The following is a 16,145-nucleotide window of genomic DNA, read 5'->3' as shown; positions in this document are numbered from 1 at the left end:
CCCGGTCGAGGTTGCGGCCGTCGAGGCGCCCGCCGCTGTCGAGGAGGCCGCGCCGGCCGCTCGTACGCGTCGTCGTGCCACGCGCCGGGTGACCACGCCCGCCGGGGCGCCCGAGGGCGAGTCCGCCGAGGCGGTCGAGTCCGTCGCCGCCCCGAGCGCCGCGCCGCAGGAGACGCCCGCCGCCGAGACCGCGCCGGCCCAGGCCGTTCAGGAGGCCCCGGCCGCCGAGGCGGAGGACGGTGGGCCGCGTCGGGCCCGTCGCCGGTCGGCGCGCAAGGCCGCCGTCGGATTCTCGGCGCCGCCCCCGCCCGCCGCGGAGGACGCGCCGTCCCGCCCGTCCCGGCCCGCCGTGGCCGTGTTCCAGGCGCCGGTGTTCACCGAGCCGATGTTCCAGACGCCCGAGCGGGCCGCCGCGCAGGCCGCCGCCGAGGCGGAGGTCGAGACCGTGGAGGTCGAGGAGACCGTCGAGACCGCCGACCTCGGCGGGTTCGCCGAGGAGGAGAGCACCGGCGCCCCGCGCCGCCGTCGTCGCCGTCGGAGCGAGCCCGTCGAGGCGGAGCAGCCCGCCGCCGCCGTGGTGACCGAGGAGGAGCCGGAGGAGGCCGAGGAGCCCGAGGAGGGCGCCGAGGACACCGGCGACGGTGACGAGTACGGCGAGGAGGAGTCCACCGGATCGCGTCGTCGCCGCCGCCGGGGCGGACGCCGTCGCCGTCGGGGCGACGCGGCCGACGCCGACGACGCCGAGGGTGACGAACTCGCCGCCGAGCAGGCCGCGCAGGACACCGAGGACACCGCCGAGCAGGTGGACGAGGACGCCGAGGACGAGGCCGACGAGCGCGAGGAGTCCGGCTCCGGCTCCAGCAGCAGCCGTCGGCGCCGTCGCCGCCGTCGTCGTGCCGGTGACTCGGGCACCGAGGCCGAGGCCACGCCCGACGACCCCGAGCGCACGGTCGTCAAGGTCCGTGAGCCGCGCGAGCGGCGCGCCAAGGAGACCGAGTTCTCCGACGAGGTGCAGTCCATCAAGGGCTCGACCCGTCTGGAGGCCAAGAAGCAGCGCCGCCGCGAAGGCCGGGAGCAGGGGCGCCGGCGCGTCCCGATCATCACCGAGGCCGAGTTCCTCGCCCGCCGCGAGGCCGTCGAGCGCGTCATGGTCGTCCGCCAGAGCGGCGAGCGCACCCAGATCGGCGTCCTGGAAGACAACGTGCTCGTCGAGCACTACGTCAACAAGGAGCAGTCGACCTCGTACGTCGGCAACGTCTACCTCGGCAAGGTGCAGAACGTGCTGCCGTCGATGGAGGCCGCCTTCATCGACATCGGCAAGGGCCGCAACGCCGTCCTGTACGCCGGTGAGGTCAACTTCGAGGCGCTGGGCATGGCCAACGGGCCGCGCCGCATCGAGTCCGCCCTGAAGTCCGGCCAGTCCGTGCTCGTCCAGGTCACCAAGGACCCGATCGGCCACAAGGGCGCGCGCCTGACCAGCCAGGTCTCCCTGCCCGGCCGCTACCTGGTCTACGTCCCCGAGGGGTCGATGACCGGTATCAGCCGCAAGCTGCCCGACACCGAGCGGGCCCGGCTGAAGACCATCCTCAAGAAGATCGTCCCCGAGGACGCGGGCGTCATCGTGCGCACCGCCGCCGAGGGCGCGAGCGAGGACGAACTGCGCCGTGACGTCGAGCGGCTGCAGGCGCAGTGGGAGGACATCCAGAAGAAGGCGAAGAACGGCAACGCGCCGACGCTGCTGTACGGCGAGCCGGACATGACCGTCCGCGTCGTCCGCGACATCTTCAACGAGGACTTCTCCAAGGTCATCGTCAGCGGCGAGGACGCGTGGGAGACCATCCACGGCTACGTCTCGCACGTCGCGCCCGACCTGGCGGAGCGTCTGCAGAAGTGGACCTCCGAGGTCGACGTCTTCGCGACGTACCGCATCGACGAGCAGCTGATGAAGGCGCTGGACCGCAAGGTGTGGCTGCCCAGCGGTGGTTCGCTGGTGATCGACAAGACCGAGGCCATGATCGTGGTCGACGTCAACACCGGCAAGTTCACCGGCCAGGGCGGCAACCTGGAGGAGACGGTCACCAGGAACAACCTGGAGGCGGCCGAGGAGATCGTGCGTCAGCTGCGGCTGCGCGACCTCGGCGGCATCGTCGTCATCGACTTCATCGACATGGTCCTGGAGTCCAACCGGGACCTGGTGCTGCGGCGCCTGCTGGAGTGCCTGGGACGCGACCGCACGAAGCACCAGGTCGCCGAGGTCACCTCGCTGGGTCTGGTCCAGATGACCCGCAAGCGGGTCGGACAGGGCCTGTTGGAGTCCTTCTCCGAGACCTGTGTCCACTGCAACGGGCGCGGCGTGATCGTGCACATGGACCAGCCGACGGCCGTCGGCGGTGGCGGCAAGCGCCGCAAGCGCGGGCGCGGCGGTGCCGAGCACGACCACGACCATGACCACGTGTCCGGTCACGAGGCCGTCGAGCCGGCGGAGCAGGCCGAGCTGGTCGAGGCGGAGGTGGCCGCCGAGGTCGCCGAGCCCGTGGCGCTCCCCGCTCCCGAGTTCGAGCCCGACGAGGAGCTGTACAGCAGCGTGGCCGAGGCCGAGGCGGCGGTCGGGCGTGGCCGTTCGCGGCGCCGCGCGACCCGGCGGGCGTCCGCGCCCACCGGTGCGCCGAAGTCCCGCGAGGCCGTGGCCACCACCGTCTCCGAGGACCGTGCCCCGAAGCCGCGGGAGGCCGCCGAGGCGGAGCCCGTGGCCGTGGAGGACCCGGTCGTGGAGACGCCGGCCGCCGTGAGCACCGAGGACGCCGCGCCCAAGGGCCGTACGCGTCGCCGGGCCACCCGGAAGGCCACCGCCCCGGCGGGCGCTCCGGCCGGAGCGGCGGCGGAGGAGACCGTGGTGACGGTGTCCGAGCCGGTCGCGGCCGAGACCACGGTGACGGTGACCGAGCCGGTCGTGGCCGAGGAGGCCGCACGGCCCGAGGAGCCTGCCGCCGCCGAGAGCGCGGCTCCGGCCCGTCCGCGTCGGCGCGCGGTGCGCAAGGCGACGGCGCCCTCGGCGTCGGCGGAGGCGGCCGTGGTCGTGGTTCCGTCGGTGTCCGCCGAGGACGCGGTCGTGACCCCGGTCGAGGCGCCCGTCGGGGAGGCCGCCGCGGCCGCCGAGGAGACCGGGGCCGAGCCGCCCGCCAAGAAGACGGCGGCGCGGAAGACGGCCAAGAAGGCGACGGCGAAGAAGGCCGCCACGAAGAAGACGGCGGCGGCCAAGAAGACGGTCGCGAAGAAGGCCACGGCCAAGAAGGCGGCCACGGCGAAGAAGACGGCCACGAAGAAGACCACGGTGGCCGCCGAGCAGTCCTCGTCCACGGTCACCGCTTCGACCGACGAGAGCTGAGCCCCGGGCGGAGAAGCCGTCCGCTCCGACCGGTGCCCCTGCCGGGTGGGAACACCACCCGGCAGGGGCACCGGCGTGTGGTGGCACCGGCGAGGCCGGGGAGAGCAACTTCACACTGGGCGCGCGGATTCGGGTTCGGGGCAGGACGGGGACGGCTCGCTGGGGCACGGGTGTGCGCGCGGCGCGCGAGGACTTCGGCCCGGCCGGGAAACGCCCGCCGGCGGGCGGTGAGATGTCGGTCACGTGGCGAGTGAAGGGCTCGGTTTGACCCCTTCGGGCGTGGCCCCGTAACCTTGACCGTCGGCGTGTCCGTAGGTAGAGACGCGTCACATCCCCGTAAACCTCATTCCTTCCGCGCGCCGGGCGCCGTGGGAGAGGCTGTTCGTATCTCGGACGGCTGGACTGCGGGGGTGCCGTTCCGGAGCGAGAGAGTGAGATCCGCGTGTACGCCATCGTGCGCAGCGGTGGTCGCCAGCACAAGGTTGCTGTCGGCGACATCGTTGAGGTTGACAAGATTTCCACCGCCAGTGTCGGCGACACGGTCGAGCTCTCGACCCTGCTCGTCGTCGACGGCGACGCTGTGACCAGCGACCCGTGGGTGCTGGCCGGCATCAAGGTCCAGGCCGAGGTCGTGGACCACCACAAGGGCCAGAAGATCGACATTCTGCGCTACAAGAACAAGACCGGCTACCGCCGTCGTCAGGGCCACCGCCAGCAGTACACGGCGATCAAGGTCACTGAGATCCCCGCGGCTGCGAAGTAAGGGACTGAGGAGACATGGCACACAAGAAGGGCGCATCGTCCACCCGGAACGGTCGCGACTCCAACGCTCAGCGGCTCGGCGTGAAGCGCTTCGGCGGTCAGGTCGTCAACGCCGGTGAGATCCTGGTCCGCCAGCGCGGCACGCACTTCCACCCGGGCTCGGGCGTCGGCCGCGGCAAGGACGACACGCTGTTCGCGCTGAACGCCGGTGCGGTCGAGTTCGGCACCAGCCGTGGTCGCAAGGTCGTCAACATCGTTCCGGCCGCCTGAGTCTTCTGACTCGCCCGGTCTTTCGACCAAGGCTTCCGTAGAGCGATTCGTCGAGGCGGACCTCACTTCTCGTACGGGATTCCGTACGGGAAGCGGGTCCGCCTTTGACGTGTTACAGGTAAGACATTTCCGAACACCACGCACAGCGCGTATCTGGAGGCACCCACCATGACCACCTTCGTGGACCGCGTCGAGCTGCATGTCGCCGCGGGTAACGGAGGCCACGGCTGTGCCTCCGTCCACCGGGAGAAGTTCAAGCCGCTCGGCGGCCCCGACGGCGGCAACGGCGGCCGGGGCGGCGACGTCATCCTGACCGTCGACCAGTCCGTGACGACTCTCCTCGACTACCACCACTCCCCGCACCGCAAGGCCACCGCCGGCAAGCCCGGCGAGGGGGGCAACCGGTCGGGCAAGGACGGCCAGGACCTGGTCCTTCCCGTGCCGGACGGCACGGTCGTCCTCGACCGGCAGGGCAACGTCCTCGCCGACCTCGTCGGCCACGGCACCTCCTTCGTCGCCGCGCAGGGCGGCCGGGGCGGCCTCGGCAACGCGGCCCTCGCCTCCGCCCGCCGCAAGGCACCCGGCTTCGCGCTGCTCGGCGTGCCCGGCGACATGGGCGACATCGTCCTGGAGCTGAAGACCGTCGCCGACGTGGCGCTGGTCGGCTACCCGAGCGCGGGCAAGTCCTCGCTGATCTCGGTGCTGAGCGCTGCCAAGCCGAAGATCGCGGACTACCCCTTCACGACACTCGTCCCCAACCTGGGCGTGGTGACGGCCGGCGAGACGGTCTACACGATCGCCGACGTCCCCGGGCTCATCCCCGGCGCCAGCCAGGGCAAGGGGCTGGGCCTGGAGTTCCTGCGCCACGTCGAGCGCTGCAGCGTCCTCGTCCACGTCCTCGACACGGCGACGCTGGAGTCGGACCGCGACCCCGTCTCCGACCTCGACATCATCGAGGAGGAGCTGACGCAGTACGGCGGGCTCGACAAGCGGCCCCGGATCGTCGTCCTCAACAAGATCGACGTGCCCGACGGCAAGGACCTCGCCGAGATGGTGCGCCCGGACCTGGAGGCCCGCGGCTACCGGGTCTTCGAGGTGTCCGCCGTCGCCCACACGGGTCTGCGGGAGCTGTCGTTCGCGCTCGCCGACCTCGTGGGCCGGGCGCGTGCCGCCAAGCCGAAGGAGGAGGCGACGCGGATCGTCATCCGGCCCAAGGCCGTCGACGACGCGGGCTTCACGGTCGTGCGGGAGGAGGACGGGCTGTTCCGTGTCCGGGGCGAGAAGCCGGAGCGCTGGGTCCGTCAGACCGACTTCAGCAACGACGAGGCGGTGGGCTACCTCGCCGACCGTCTGAACCGGCTCGGCGTCGAGGACGAGCTGATGAAGGCGGGCGCCCGCTCCGGCGACGGCGTCGCCATCGGCCCCGAGGACAACGCCGTCGTCTTCGACTGGGAGCCGACCGTCATGGCCGGCGCGGAGATGCTCGGCCGCCGTGGCGAGGACCACCGCTTCGAGGAGCCCCGCCCGGCCGTCACGCGTCGCCGTGACCGCCAGGCGGCGCGGGACGAACTCCAGAAGGAGTACGACGACTTCGAGCCGTTCTAGGGCTGCCGCCGGGCAGACCCCGCACACCGCCTCATGCCGAAGGGCCCCGGATCTCTCCGGGGCCCTTCGGCACAACGCGGTGCGTGTGTCCCTAGGCGAGTGCCTCGCTCGGCTCGCCCTCGGTGAGTTCGTCGCCGGCCTCACGCGGCGACGGCAGGTCGTTGACCAGGCGGGACTCCATCCGCACGCGGCGGTCGTCGGCCTTGGCGCAGAGCGCCTTCACCGCGGAGCCGAAGCGGACCGGCGACGGCGGGTCGGAGGGACCCAGCAGCTGCTCCTTGAGGTCGGCGCGGGCCTTGGCGAAACCGTCCTTCTCGGGGTTGCGGACCGCGTCGAGCAGGGCCGCGACACCGTCCGCCCCGGGCGTCAGGACGACACCCGCGGAGACCGTCGGGAAGGCCGCGCGGAAGGCCGCCTCCGGCAGTCCGGACGTGTTGGCGACCGCGTACGGCTTCTCGCTGGACAGCCAGTCGGAGACCACCGAGGAGACATCGCTGATCAGCAGGTCGGACACGTTGAAGCAGGCGAAGATCGCGGGCCGCGCCTCGGTGACGATGCGGTGCTCCCACTCCGGGAAGGACGCCCAGTACGCCTTCTCCCACGCGAGCGTCGCCTCGGAGATCGCCGCCTCGCGGTCCCCGCTGGGGGTGCCCTGCAGCAGCATCCGCTCCATCTCGTCCGCGCTGGCACGGAACGACGTGGAGGTCAGCTCGTCCAGCTCGGCCGTACGACGGGCGAGTTCGGCGGCCGCCTCCGCCCCCGGCCGCGCGCCCGAGCGCTTGGCGTTGGCCTCGCGGATCATCGCCTTGATGCGCTCGTTGGCCACACCCGCGCGCGGGTCGACCGAGCCGGTCATCGGGTGCGGCTTGTAGAGGAGCCGGACCTTGTCGTCGGCGAGGAGGCCCCGGACGATGTTCTCGCCGGCCAGCACCACGGAGGTGTTGCCCGGGTTGCCGTCCCAGCCCTCCCAGGTGGGGGCGTAGAGCACGGTCGTGTACGTGCCGGTCGGCGGGCCGGCGTACGGGCGGATCGGCGACAGCTGCGGCCGGCCGACCTCGACGATGTCCTTGTCCTCGACACCGACCTCGGCGAGCGCGTACCGCTCGCGCGCCGCGGGACCGGCCACCCACACCTCGTCGTACGCCTTCGCGTACGGGTTGCAGGAGGACAGCTTGTCGCTCTCGCCGTGGTTGATGAAGGCGTGCTTGATGGTGGGGATGCGCAGCACCTGGGAGGTCTTCGCGGCGTTGGCCGGGTGCAGCATCATCTTCAGCGTCGAGGTCTCCAGCGAGAACATCGTGGCGACCTTCGGGAAGCAGATGATCGGCACGTCCGTCGCGTCGATCTTCTGGACCATGAAGCGCTCACGCAGCACGATCAGCGGCTTCTCCAGCTTGGAGAGCGTGGAGAGCCACATGTTCGCCTGGTACGCCGACGACGTACCGCCGGAGAAGTACATCGCGGTGGTCGGCCGGTAGTCGGCGAGCCACGCGTCCAGCCACTCCATGACCTGCTGCTCGCTCTTCGCGCGCTTCTTCGGCAGCAGCCAGGTCGCCAGGTACGCGGTGCCCGCGACGAGGAGGGTGAGACCGGCGCCGAGGCCGGCGCCGCCCCAGGTGGCGTCCTGCGTGGCCGCGGTGAGCAGCAGGCCGGCCGTGATCGGCAGCGAGAAGGTCAGCAGCCGGTGGGCCTGGCGGCGGGCCAGTATGCGCGGCGGGGAGACCGTCAGGCGCAGCGCGGAGGCGTCGATGTTGCGGGTCACGATCGGCAGGGTCCGGGTGCGGCGCACGAGCACCGAGACGGCCTGGCAGGTGAAGTGGACCGCGTAGAAGAGGACGAGGCCGACCAGGAGCGGGGCCTGCTCGCGCAACGGGTCGATCCCGTCGATGCGCAGCAGCCCCACGAGGATCAGCATGTCGCGCATCAGCTGGCGCACCAGCGCGTCGAAGCGGACCTTGCCCAGCAGCGCGAGCAGTCCGGGATCCCGGTACTGCAGGAACGTGTCCAGAAGGAGGCCCGCCGCGCCGGCGGCGACGAACACGGGAATGTTCGGCAGCAGCGCGGAAACGATCTGGGCCGTGAAGAGCGCGAACATCGCGAGCAGTGCGCAGAGCTGCGCGATGCGGCGGGGTGGGAGGCCTGCGGAGGGCACGGGCTGGGCTCCTGCGGAGGGTGCGACGGACGGAGGAGGGGAGGGTGACTCAGGGGGCGGCCTGCGGGAGGCCGATCCCTGACCGTATGACCTAGGGCGGCCGGGGAGCAATCCGCCGTGGGAACAATCACCGGTAGCCGGACATAACGCACGCAACCTCGACGTCCGTCGGAGCATCTCACTCTGAATGGCCCGGCACGGGCCGACCGCCGTCCGCCCCGGGATCCCGCGCCGTCCGCCCCTCGAAATGGGAACGCGTGACGTCCGCGCGCTCCCGTAGATTGCGAAGTGCACACACCGGGCTGTTCGGAGCATTGGGGATAGGCGTGTCAGCGGCTAGGCAGGCAGTGGCGCAAGCGCACCGGATCGTCGTCAAGGTGGGCTCCTCGTCGCTGACGACGGCGTCCGGCGGCCTCGACGCGGACCGGGTGGACGCCCTCGTGGACGTCCTCGCCAAGGCCCGCAGCGGGGGAGAGCGAGAGGTCGTCCTCGTCTCCTCCGGCGCCATCGCCGCCGGGCTCGCGCCGCTGGGCCTGCGCCGCCGCCCCAAGGACCTCGCCCGGCAGCAGGCCGCCGCCAGCGTCGGCCAGGGCCTCCTCGTGGCCCGCTACACGGCCTCCTGCGCCCGCTACGGCATCCGCGTCGGCCAGGTGCTCCTCACCTCCGACGACATGAGCCGCCGCGCCCACCACCGCAACGCCTCCCGCACCCTCGACAAGCTCCTCGCGATGGGCGCCCTGCCGGTCGTCAACGAGAACGACACCGTCGCCACGGACGAGATCCGCTTCGGCGACAACGACCGCCTCGCCGCCCTCGTCGCCCACCTCGTACGGGCGGATCTGCTGGTCCTGCTGTCGGACGTGGACGGCGTGTACGACGGCGACCCCGCCAAGCCCGGCACGTCGCGGATAGCGGAGGTCCGGGGGCCCGAGGACCTCGCGCACGTGGAGATCGGCAGCGCCGGCAAGGCTGGCGTGGGCACCGGCGGCATGGTCACCAAGGTCGAGGCCGCCGCGATCGCCACCGGCGCGGGCATCCCCGTGGTCCTCACCAGCGCCGTCCACGCGGCGGACGCCCTCGGCGGCCGTGACACGGGCACGTACTTCCACCCGACCGGCAGGCGCTCCGCCGACCGCCTGCTGTGGCTCCAGCACGCCTCCACCCCGCAGGGCGCGCTCATCCTCGACGACGGGGCCGTGCGCGCGGTCGTCGAGCGCCGCACGTCACTGCTCCCGGCCGGGATCGGCGGTGTCGAGGGCGACTTCACCGCCGGCGACCCGGTGGAGCTGCGCGACGGCACGGGCCGGGCGGTCGCCCGCGGGCTCGTGAACTTCGACGCCAAGGAGATCCCCCGGCTGATCGGCCGCTCGACCCGGGAACTGGCGCGCGAGCTGGGTCCCGCGTACGAACGAGAGGTCGTACACAGGGACGACCTCGTCCTCCTGCACCCCTGACCAGCGGCCTCGTGGAGGGAGCAGAGCGCGCGCCCCGGCGGTGCACGTTCCGTAAAACCGCCACGCGAAGCCCCTGAGCCTGCTCAACTTTGACCAGGGAGATTCCGCACGACCTGTTGCGAAGCTCGAATCGTTGCGAAGGAGGCCGTCGTGAGACGAGTGCGCCCCGGGGCCGCGGCGTCCCGCGGTGGTGGTCCCTCCCGTGCGGCCGGCGAGGAGCGCAAGCTCACCAGCGTCGCCGCCTCGGACACGTACGAGAGCGAGGGCGCCGAGAAGCCGCAGGACCTGCCCCGGCTGTGGCACGTCACGCTGAGCGTCTCCGGGGCCGAGGCCCCCCTCGCGGAGGTGCGGCGCGGCCTGGAACAGCTCGCCCACGACCATCCCTTCCTGCTGACCAGCCGCTATGCCAACGACCACGCCGAGATCCGCTACTGGGAGGAGGCCCGCGACCTCCACGACGCGGCCGCCGTCGCCCTGCGCCTGTGGGGCGAGCACCGCCGGACGGCCGGGCTGCCGCCCTGGGAGATCGTCGGCCTGGAGGTCATCGACCGCCAGACCTACCACCAGCGCATCGCCGAGGGGTACGGGTCGCCCCCGGCGACACCCGTAGGGGTCCATCCCTACTGACCGTCCCGGCGGGAGCCCGGCCCTGCCCAGGAGTGCCCCGGTGGTACCCCGCACGGCGTGTCTCGCGCTGTGGAACACGCGCTGGACCCCTCCGCCGGGCGCACTACCCTTCCTGTATGACCTCGCTCTCGCCGTACGACTCCATGACGCCGGTCACCCGGGCCGCCTACCGTGCCAAGGCCGCCGCCGCCGACCTCGCGCCGCTCCCGCGTGCCGACAAGGACGACGCGCTGCTCGCCATCGCCGACGCGCTGGAGGTCCGGACGAGCGACATCGTGGAGGCCAACGCCAAGGACATCGAGCGGGCCCGTGAGGCAGGCACCAGCGAGGCGATCGTCGACCGGCTCACCCTGACCCCGGAGCGGATCCGCGCGATCGCCGCCGACGTCCGTGACGTGGCCGCGCTGCCCGACCCGGTCGGCGAGGTCGTGCGCGGCTCCACCCTCCCGAACGGCATCGACCTGCGCCAGGTCCGCGTCCCCCTCGGCGTCGTCGGCATCATCTACGAGGCCCGCCCGAACGTGACCGTGGACGCCGCCGCCCTCTGCCTGAAGTCCGGCAACGCCGTCCTCCTGCGAGGCTCGTCCTCCGCCCACGAGTCCAACGCCGCCCTCGTGCGCGTCCTGCGGGACGCCGTCGGCGGCGCGGGCCTGCCCGCCGACTCCATCCAGCTCGTCCCCGGCGAGAGCCGCGAGTCCGTCCGGGAACTGATGCGCGCCCGCGGCCTGGTCGACGTGCTCATCCCGCGCGGCGGCGCCTCCCTGATCCGCACGGTCGTCGAGGAGTCCACCGTCCCGGTGATCGAGACCGGCACGGGCAACTGCCACGTCTACGTCGACGCGGTCGCCGACCTCGACATGGCGATCGAGATCCTGATCAACTCCAAGGCCCACCGCGTCAGCGTCTGCAACGCCGCCGAGACCCTCCTCGTCCACCAGGACATCGCCCCCGAGTTCCTGCCCCGCGCCCTCGACGCGCTCGCCGACGCGGGCGTCACGGTCCACGCCGACGAGCGCGTGCTCGCCTACGCCAAGGAGAGCCGGGCCACGGTCGTCGAGGCCACCACGGAGGACTGGGAGACCGAGTACCTGTCGTACGACATCGCCGCGGCCGTCGTCGACTCGCTCGACCGGGCCGTGGAGCACATCCGGCTGTGGAGCTCCGGCCACACCGAGGCGATCGTCACCACCTCCCAGCAGGCCGCCCGCCGCTTCACCCAGCTGGTCGACTCCACCACGGTCGCCGTCAACGCCTCGACCCGGTTCACCGACGGCGGCCAGTTCGGTTTCGGCGCCGAGATCGGCATCTCCACGCAGAAGCTGCACGCGCGGGGCCCGATGGGCCTGCCCGAGCTGACCAGCACGAAGTACATCGTCACCGGCGACGGACACGTCCGCCGCTAGCCGGCGCGGATCGCGCGGGGCGTCTGCCCGTTCCTGTGAACGGGCCGGCGCCCCGTTCGGCGTAACGCATGAATTTCCTTACCGTCTGCCCAAATTGACCACCCCGGTCTACTCTGGATCCGTGCCGGAGGACGTGGGGGGCACGCCGTTCCCTGACGGCTGGGAGCCCGACGACGACCGCGACCGCGGGGGTATGGACGAAGAGTTCGCCTCCGTGGTCTTCGACGAGGACTTCGTCCGGGCGGCCGTGGTCCACGAGCCGACCGCGGTCGAACGTCTGCTGGCGGCGGCGGAGGCCCGTGCCGCGGCCCAGGAGGCCGAAGCCCGCCGGTCGCACTCCCGAGGAGTACGCGACGACGACCGTTACGACGACGGCTTCGGCCCCGACTACGGCCACGGCCGCGACGACCTGGACGACCTCGACGACTCCGAGATCCTGGAGGGCCGCTACGGCGCCGACGGGGCCTACGGCAGGCCGTACGGCAAGCAGACCCGCTGGCACCGGCCCGTCGCCTGGATCCTCGCCCTCGTGATGGGCATCGGCATGGTCGCGCTGGCCTTCACCGCCGTCTACCGGGGCACCTCGTCCGGCCGCGGCGACCGGGTCCCGCCCCCCGCCACCACCGGTGTCGAACAGGGCGCCCCGACGGGGCCCTCCGCGTCCGCCGACTTCTCCCAGCCGGTCGTCTCCGCGGACCCCCGCACACCCTGACAGGGGCTCGCGCGGGCCCGGGAGAGCGGTTCGCCGGTCGTGCGCGAACCTGGTGAGGACCTGTCAGAAGTTGTCATGCACCGGTGCGTTTACCGGGCCTCCCGAAGACCTACTCTCAAGGTATGGGCGGGCCAGGAAACCCACCTGAGGGGACTCCCGAGGGCGCCCCCGGCGGTGGCGAGGACGAATACCGATCCGTCGTCTTCGACGAGTCGTTCGTCCGCGCTGCCCGCATCCAGGAGTTCTCCGCCCACGAGCGCCTCTCCGACCACGCCCCAGCCGTCCGCCGCCGCCCCGTCGTCCGCCGAGGCCTCTCCCGGCAGGCCCTCGTCCTCGTCCTGCTGGTCGCCCTCGCCTTCGGCACCGCCATCTACATGGGCGTCCGCCATCCGTACGACACCCCGGCCGCCAAGCCCACCGAGCCGCTGAGGATGACGGTGATCCCGCTGTCCCCACAGTCCGCGGTGCCCGGCGCCCAGAACGCCGAGACGCTGTACGCGCACAGCCCGGCCGCACAGTTCCGGATCGGCGCCGAGGGCATCACGATGCCGGCCACCCGGCGCACCGCCCACTTCACCGACAGTCAGGTCGTCTCCGCGCTGACCATCGCCAAGGAGTACCTCGTCGCCTCCTCGCTCGACCCGGAGGTGCTCGGCGGCGTCACCGTCCAGCCCGTGCGGCGGCTGCTGGACGGAGAGCAGCTCGACCAGTTCGAGCAGAGCTTCGATCACCCGGCGTCCGACGGGAGGCATGCCCCGACCGGCTGGCTGGTCCGCTTCGACCCGTCCCGCGCGGCACTCGCCGACCACCGGATCCGCGTCCAGGGCACCCTCCAGGCCGCCGAGTTCGACTCCGGCACCCTGGAGGTCGTCGCCGCCCACACCCTGGTGTACGCGCTGCGGCCGCCCGGCGACCGGACCGACGCCGAGGCCTCGCTGTTCACCGTCCGGCGCGAGCTGCACTTCCGCTTCGACCAGGACGACCTGCGCACCCACCAGGTCGAGGTCGTCGTCTCCTACGTCCAGGCCGGGCCGCTGGCCTGCGCCGACGACGCCACGAACCATCTCCGTCCCCTCCTGGCCGGCCAGTCCGCCAAGGAGGGCGGCCCCTCCGCGGGCACCGACCCGTACGGCACGGGCGCCGCCACGGCCCTCTGCGGCACCCTCGCGGAGAGCGCACAGCCGAAGGTGTGAGCCACATGTGGGTGGGGCCGGCCGCGCGGTTCGCGCGGCCGGCCCCACCCACCGGCAGTCGTGCCGTGCGTCACTCCTCGTCGCGGCGCCTGTCCTCCGTGGCGGTGTCCGTGCCGCCGCCCTGGCCCGGGTCGGTGTCGGTGGCCGTCGCGCCGCCGCGCGTGGCGTTGCCGAAGCCGCGGCGGACCCGGCCGCCGAGGTCTCCCGCGCCGCCCGCGATGTCGGTGACCAGCTTCATCAGCGGGTCCTTGGAGTTCTTCACACTGCTCGTGTAGTGCGAGGCCGACTCACGGAAGGAGTCGGTCACCGAGGTGTCCTTGTCCTCGCTGCGCCGCGGGTAGTGCCCGTCCATGATCCGCTGGTAGTCGCGGGACTCGGCCCACTTCTTCAGCTCGGCCGCGCGCACGGCGGTGAAGGGGTGCGAGCGGGGCAGCACGTTGAGGATCTTGAGGACGGAGTCGCGCAGGTCGCCCCCGGCCTCGTACTCCTCGGCCTGCGCGAGGAACGCGTCCACGTTCATCTCGTGCAGGTGGTTGCCGCCCGCGATCTTCATCAGACCGCGCATGGACGCCTGGACGTCCTGGCCGACCAGCAGACCCGCACGGTCGGCGGACAGCTCCGACTTGCGGAACCACTCGCGCAGCCCGGTCACGATCGCCATGATCGCGAGGTTCCCCAGCGGGATCCAGGCGATCTTCACGGCGAGGCTCGTGAGGAAGAGCAGTATCGTGCGGTACACCGAGTGGCCGGAGAGCGCGTGGCCCACCTCGTGCCCGATGACGGCCCGCATCTCCTCCTCGTCGAGCAGTTCGACGAGCCCGGTGGTGACGACGATGATCGGCTCGTCCAGGCCGATGCACATCGCGTTCGGCTGCGGGTCCTGGTTCACGTACATCGGCGGGACCTTCTCCAGGTCCAGGATGTAGCACGCGTCCCGCAGCATGTCGTTGAGGTGGGTGAACTGCTGGTCCGAGACCCGTACGGAGTCGGACAGGAACAGCAGCCTGAGGCTGCGTTCCGGCAGCAGGCCGCTGAGCGCCTTGAACACGGTGTCGAAGCCGCTGAGCTTGCGCAGCGCCACCAGCGCCGAGCGGTCGGCGGGGTGTTCGTACGCCCGGGAGGAGATCCCCTCGAAGCGCCTGCGCTGCCTGCTCGGCACGTTCTCGCGCCCGTTCTGCTCGTGGCTTTCTTCCGGCATGTTTCCCCCATGCGTCTGTTTGCCCAAGTTGCCCCCCGAAGCGGGGTCCAGCCTAGGCGGAGTTACCGTGGCAGGGCATCAACCGTAAGGAGCGATCTCAATGGGGCATCTCCCGCACCTGCCCGCGTCCGCCTGGCTCACCGAGGCCGCGGACGCCGCCGCGAAGGAACAGGGAGCCGGCAACCTGCTGCGTGTGGTGCTGATCGTGATGGTCCTGGGCTCCGTCCTGATGGCGTGGTTCCTTCTGCGGGGATACAAGCGGGACGACTGACGCCCGCCGACGGGAAGGACGTACGCCGCGCGCGAACGGTTGCCCGCACGCGCAGTACGCGCCCGGCGGCGCCCGCGTTCACTCCTGGGCGGAGTCGGCGTGATCGCGGCGAAGGCTCCCGCTTACGATGGGCGGGTCTTCATCCCGATCCCACCACCGGATAGGTCACGCCGACGATGAGCTTCCACAGCACCGCTGCCGACTTGGTCACTTTCGCCGCCGAGGGCGGCGGGGAGCACGGCGGCAACCACGAGAGCCTGAGCCCCTACCTGACCGGCGGCGGAGCCTTCTTCGCCCTGATGCTGCTGCTGTGGATCACCACCCGTTTCAACCGCGATCGCTAATCCGCGCAAAAGGACGTTCGAACGGTCTGCGTCGGCCGGGCCGGTAGGCTCTCCACGCATGGGAGAGCAGGAAATGCCTACCGGTCCCGAGCACGACAAGGCGGCGGACCAGGCGCACGACACCACGGACGGCCGGGCCGACAGTGCCTCCGGCGCACCGGGAAACCGCCCGTCGCAGCCCGGCCGCCGCCGTCTCGGCGTCATGGGCGGCACGTTCGACCCGATCCACCACGGGCACCTCGTGGCGGCCCAGGAGGTCGCCGCGCAGTTCGGTCTCGACGAGGTCGTGTTCGTACCGACCGGTCAGCCGTGGCAGAAGTCCCACCGCTCGGTCTCGGCGGCCGAGGACCGCTATCTGATGACGGTCATCGCCACGGCCGAGAACCCCCATTTCTCCGTGAGCCGGATCGACATCGACCGCAAGGGCCTCACGTACACCATCGACACCCTGCGCGAACTGCACGACCTCAACGCCGACTCGGACCTCTTCTTCATCACCGGCGCCGACGCGCTCGGCCAGATCCTCACCTGGCGCGACGCCGAGGAACTCTTCTCCCTCGCGCACTTCATCGGGGTCACCCGTCCGGGTCACACCCTGGCCGACCCGGGCCTTCCCGCGGGCGGGGTCTCCCTGGTCGAGGTGCCGGCACTGGCCATCTCCTCCACGGACTGCCGTGCGAGAGTCGCCAAGGGCGATCCCGTCTGGTACCTGGTGCCGGACGGCGTGGTGCGCTACATCGACAAGCGGCAGCTGTACCGCGGCGAGTGA

At 71.8% G+C, this 16,145-nt stretch carries 14 protein-coding genes; 12 read left to right on the top strand and 2 right to left on the bottom strand.

All coding sequences use genetic code 11. From position 1 onward, the window contains the following. From ACWCRJ_RS34530 to obgE, 4 genes are all read left to right on the top strand, one after another. On the top strand, positions 1-3,385 hold a 3,385-nt coding region (locus tag ACWCRJ_RS34530; protein WP_450942976.1), incomplete at its 5' end, for an Rne/Rng family ribonuclease. Between the two features lie 442 nt (positions 3,386-3,827). Next, complete coding sequence (gene rplU, locus ACWCRJ_RS34525; RefSeq protein ID WP_005479329.1) at positions 3,828-4,148, top strand: 50S ribosomal protein L21; 321 nt, start codon at positions 3,828-3,830, stop codon at positions 4,146-4,148. Between the two features lie 14 nt (positions 4,149-4,162). Then, positions 4,163-4,417: a 50S ribosomal protein L27 gene (gene rpmA / locus ACWCRJ_RS34520; RefSeq protein WP_020115438.1), complete on the top strand. Its 255-nt coding sequence runs from the start codon at positions 4,163-4,165 to the stop codon at positions 4,415-4,417. A 168-nt stretch (positions 4,418-4,585) separates the two neighbouring features. Further along, positions 4,586-6,022, top strand: a complete 1,437-nt coding sequence (gene obgE, locus ACWCRJ_RS34515; RefSeq protein WP_450942975.1) for a GTPase ObgE — start codon at positions 4,586-4,588, stop codon at positions 6,020-6,022. A 91-nt stretch (positions 6,023-6,113) separates the two neighbouring features. On the opposite strand, the gene ACWCRJ_RS34510 is transcribed toward obgE, so the two are convergent. Further along, positions 6,114-8,174 carry a hypothetical protein gene (locus tag ACWCRJ_RS34510; protein ID WP_450942974.1) on the bottom strand — a complete coding sequence of 687 codons (2,061 nt, stop codon included), beginning with the start codon at positions 8,172-8,174 and terminating at the stop codon, positions 6,114-6,116. Positions 8,175-8,521: 347 nt separating this feature from the next. Between ACWCRJ_RS34510 and proB the strand changes: the two genes are divergently transcribed. The 5 genes from proB (at position 8,522) to ACWCRJ_RS34485 (ending at position 13,563) form a co-directional block, all read left to right on the top strand. Continuing rightward, the gene (gene proB / locus ACWCRJ_RS34505) at positions 8,522-9,628 is read left to right on the top strand and encodes a glutamate 5-kinase (RefSeq protein ID WP_005479321.1); all 1,107 of its coding nucleotides are present in this window, start codon (positions 8,522-8,524) and stop codon (positions 9,626-9,628) included. Between the two features lie 159 nt (positions 9,629-9,787). After that, a complete protein-coding gene (locus ACWCRJ_RS34500; protein WP_046912816.1) occupies positions 9,788-10,255 on the top strand; it encodes a hypothetical protein in 468 nt (155 codons plus the stop codon). Positions 10,256-10,371: 116 nt separating this feature from the next. Beyond that, positions 10,372-11,658, top strand: a complete 1,287-nt coding sequence (locus ACWCRJ_RS34495) for a glutamate-5-semialdehyde dehydrogenase (protein ID WP_450942973.1) — start codon at positions 10,372-10,374, stop codon at positions 11,656-11,658. 121 nt (positions 11,659-11,779) lie between these two features. Beyond that, positions 11,780-12,370, top strand: a complete 591-nt coding sequence (locus tag ACWCRJ_RS34490) for an SCO2584 family spore wall biosynthesis protein (protein WP_450942972.1) — start codon at positions 11,780-11,782, stop codon at positions 12,368-12,370. A gap of 122 nt (positions 12,371-12,492) precedes the next feature. Further along, positions 12,493-13,563, top strand: a complete 1,071-nt coding sequence (locus ACWCRJ_RS34485) for an SCO2583 family membrane protein (RefSeq protein WP_450942971.1) — start codon at positions 12,493-12,495, stop codon at positions 13,561-13,563. A gap of 70 nt (positions 13,564-13,633) precedes the next feature. Here the strand turns inward: ACWCRJ_RS34485 and ACWCRJ_RS34480 are convergent, their stop codons facing one another. Continuing rightward, positions 13,634-14,761: a M48 family metallopeptidase gene (locus ACWCRJ_RS34480; protein ID WP_046912819.1), complete on the bottom strand. Its 1,128-nt coding sequence runs from the start codon at positions 14,759-14,761 to the stop codon at positions 13,634-13,636. Between the two features lie 100 nt (positions 14,762-14,861). Between ACWCRJ_RS34480 and ACWCRJ_RS34475 the strand changes: the two genes are divergently transcribed. The 3 genes from ACWCRJ_RS34475 to nadD all read left to right on the top strand — a co-directional run bounded on the left by ACWCRJ_RS34475 (position 14,862) and on the right by nadD (position 16,145). Further along, positions 14,862-15,032: a hypothetical protein gene (locus tag ACWCRJ_RS34475; RefSeq protein ID WP_005479311.1), complete on the top strand. Its 171-nt coding sequence runs from the start codon at positions 14,862-14,864 to the stop codon at positions 15,030-15,032. A 176-nt stretch (positions 15,033-15,208) separates the two neighbouring features. Beyond that, positions 15,209-15,376, top strand: a complete 168-nt coding sequence (locus ACWCRJ_RS34470; RefSeq protein WP_189781409.1) for a hypothetical protein — start codon at positions 15,209-15,211, stop codon at positions 15,374-15,376. Between the two features lie 58 nt (positions 15,377-15,434). Beyond that, positions 15,435-16,145 (top strand): nicotinate-nucleotide adenylyltransferase, encoded by a 711-nt coding sequence (nadD, locus tag ACWCRJ_RS34465; protein WP_005479306.1) that lies wholly within the window; start codon positions 15,435-15,437, stop codon positions 16,143-16,145.

The sequence above is a fragment of the Streptomyces sp. NPDC002324 genome (assembly GCF_053593335.1).
The sequence above is the reverse complement of the archived record's forward strand: the minus strand, read 5'-3'. Positions and strand labels throughout refer to the sequence as shown.

Coding starts and splice junctions, on each gene's coding strand:
- rpmA (WP_020115438.1), top strand. CDS start 4,163: ATGGCACACAAGAAGGGCGCATCGTCCACCCGGAACGGTCGCGACTCC.
- ACWCRJ_RS34480 (WP_046912819.1), bottom strand. CDS start 14,761: ATGCCGGAAGAAAGCCACGAGCAGAACGGGCGCGAGAACGTGCCGAGC.
- nadD (WP_005479306.1), top strand. CDS start 15,435: ATGGGAGAGCAGGAAATGCCTACCGGTCCCGAGCACGACAAGGCGGCG.
- ACWCRJ_RS34495 (WP_450942973.1), top strand. CDS start 10,372: ATGACCTCGCTCTCGCCGTACGACTCCATGACGCCGGTCACCCGGGCC.
- ACWCRJ_RS34470 (WP_189781409.1), top strand. CDS start 15,209: ATGAGCTTCCACAGCACCGCTGCCGACTTGGTCACTTTCGCCGCCGAG.
- ACWCRJ_RS34475 (WP_005479311.1), top strand. CDS start 14,862: ATGGGGCATCTCCCGCACCTGCCCGCGTCCGCCTGGCTCACCGAGGCC.
- obgE (WP_450942975.1), top strand. CDS start 4,586: ATGACCACCTTCGTGGACCGCGTCGAGCTGCATGTCGCCGCGGGTAAC.
- ACWCRJ_RS34485 (WP_450942971.1), top strand. CDS start 12,493: ATGGGCGGGCCAGGAAACCCACCTGAGGGGACTCCCGAGGGCGCCCCC.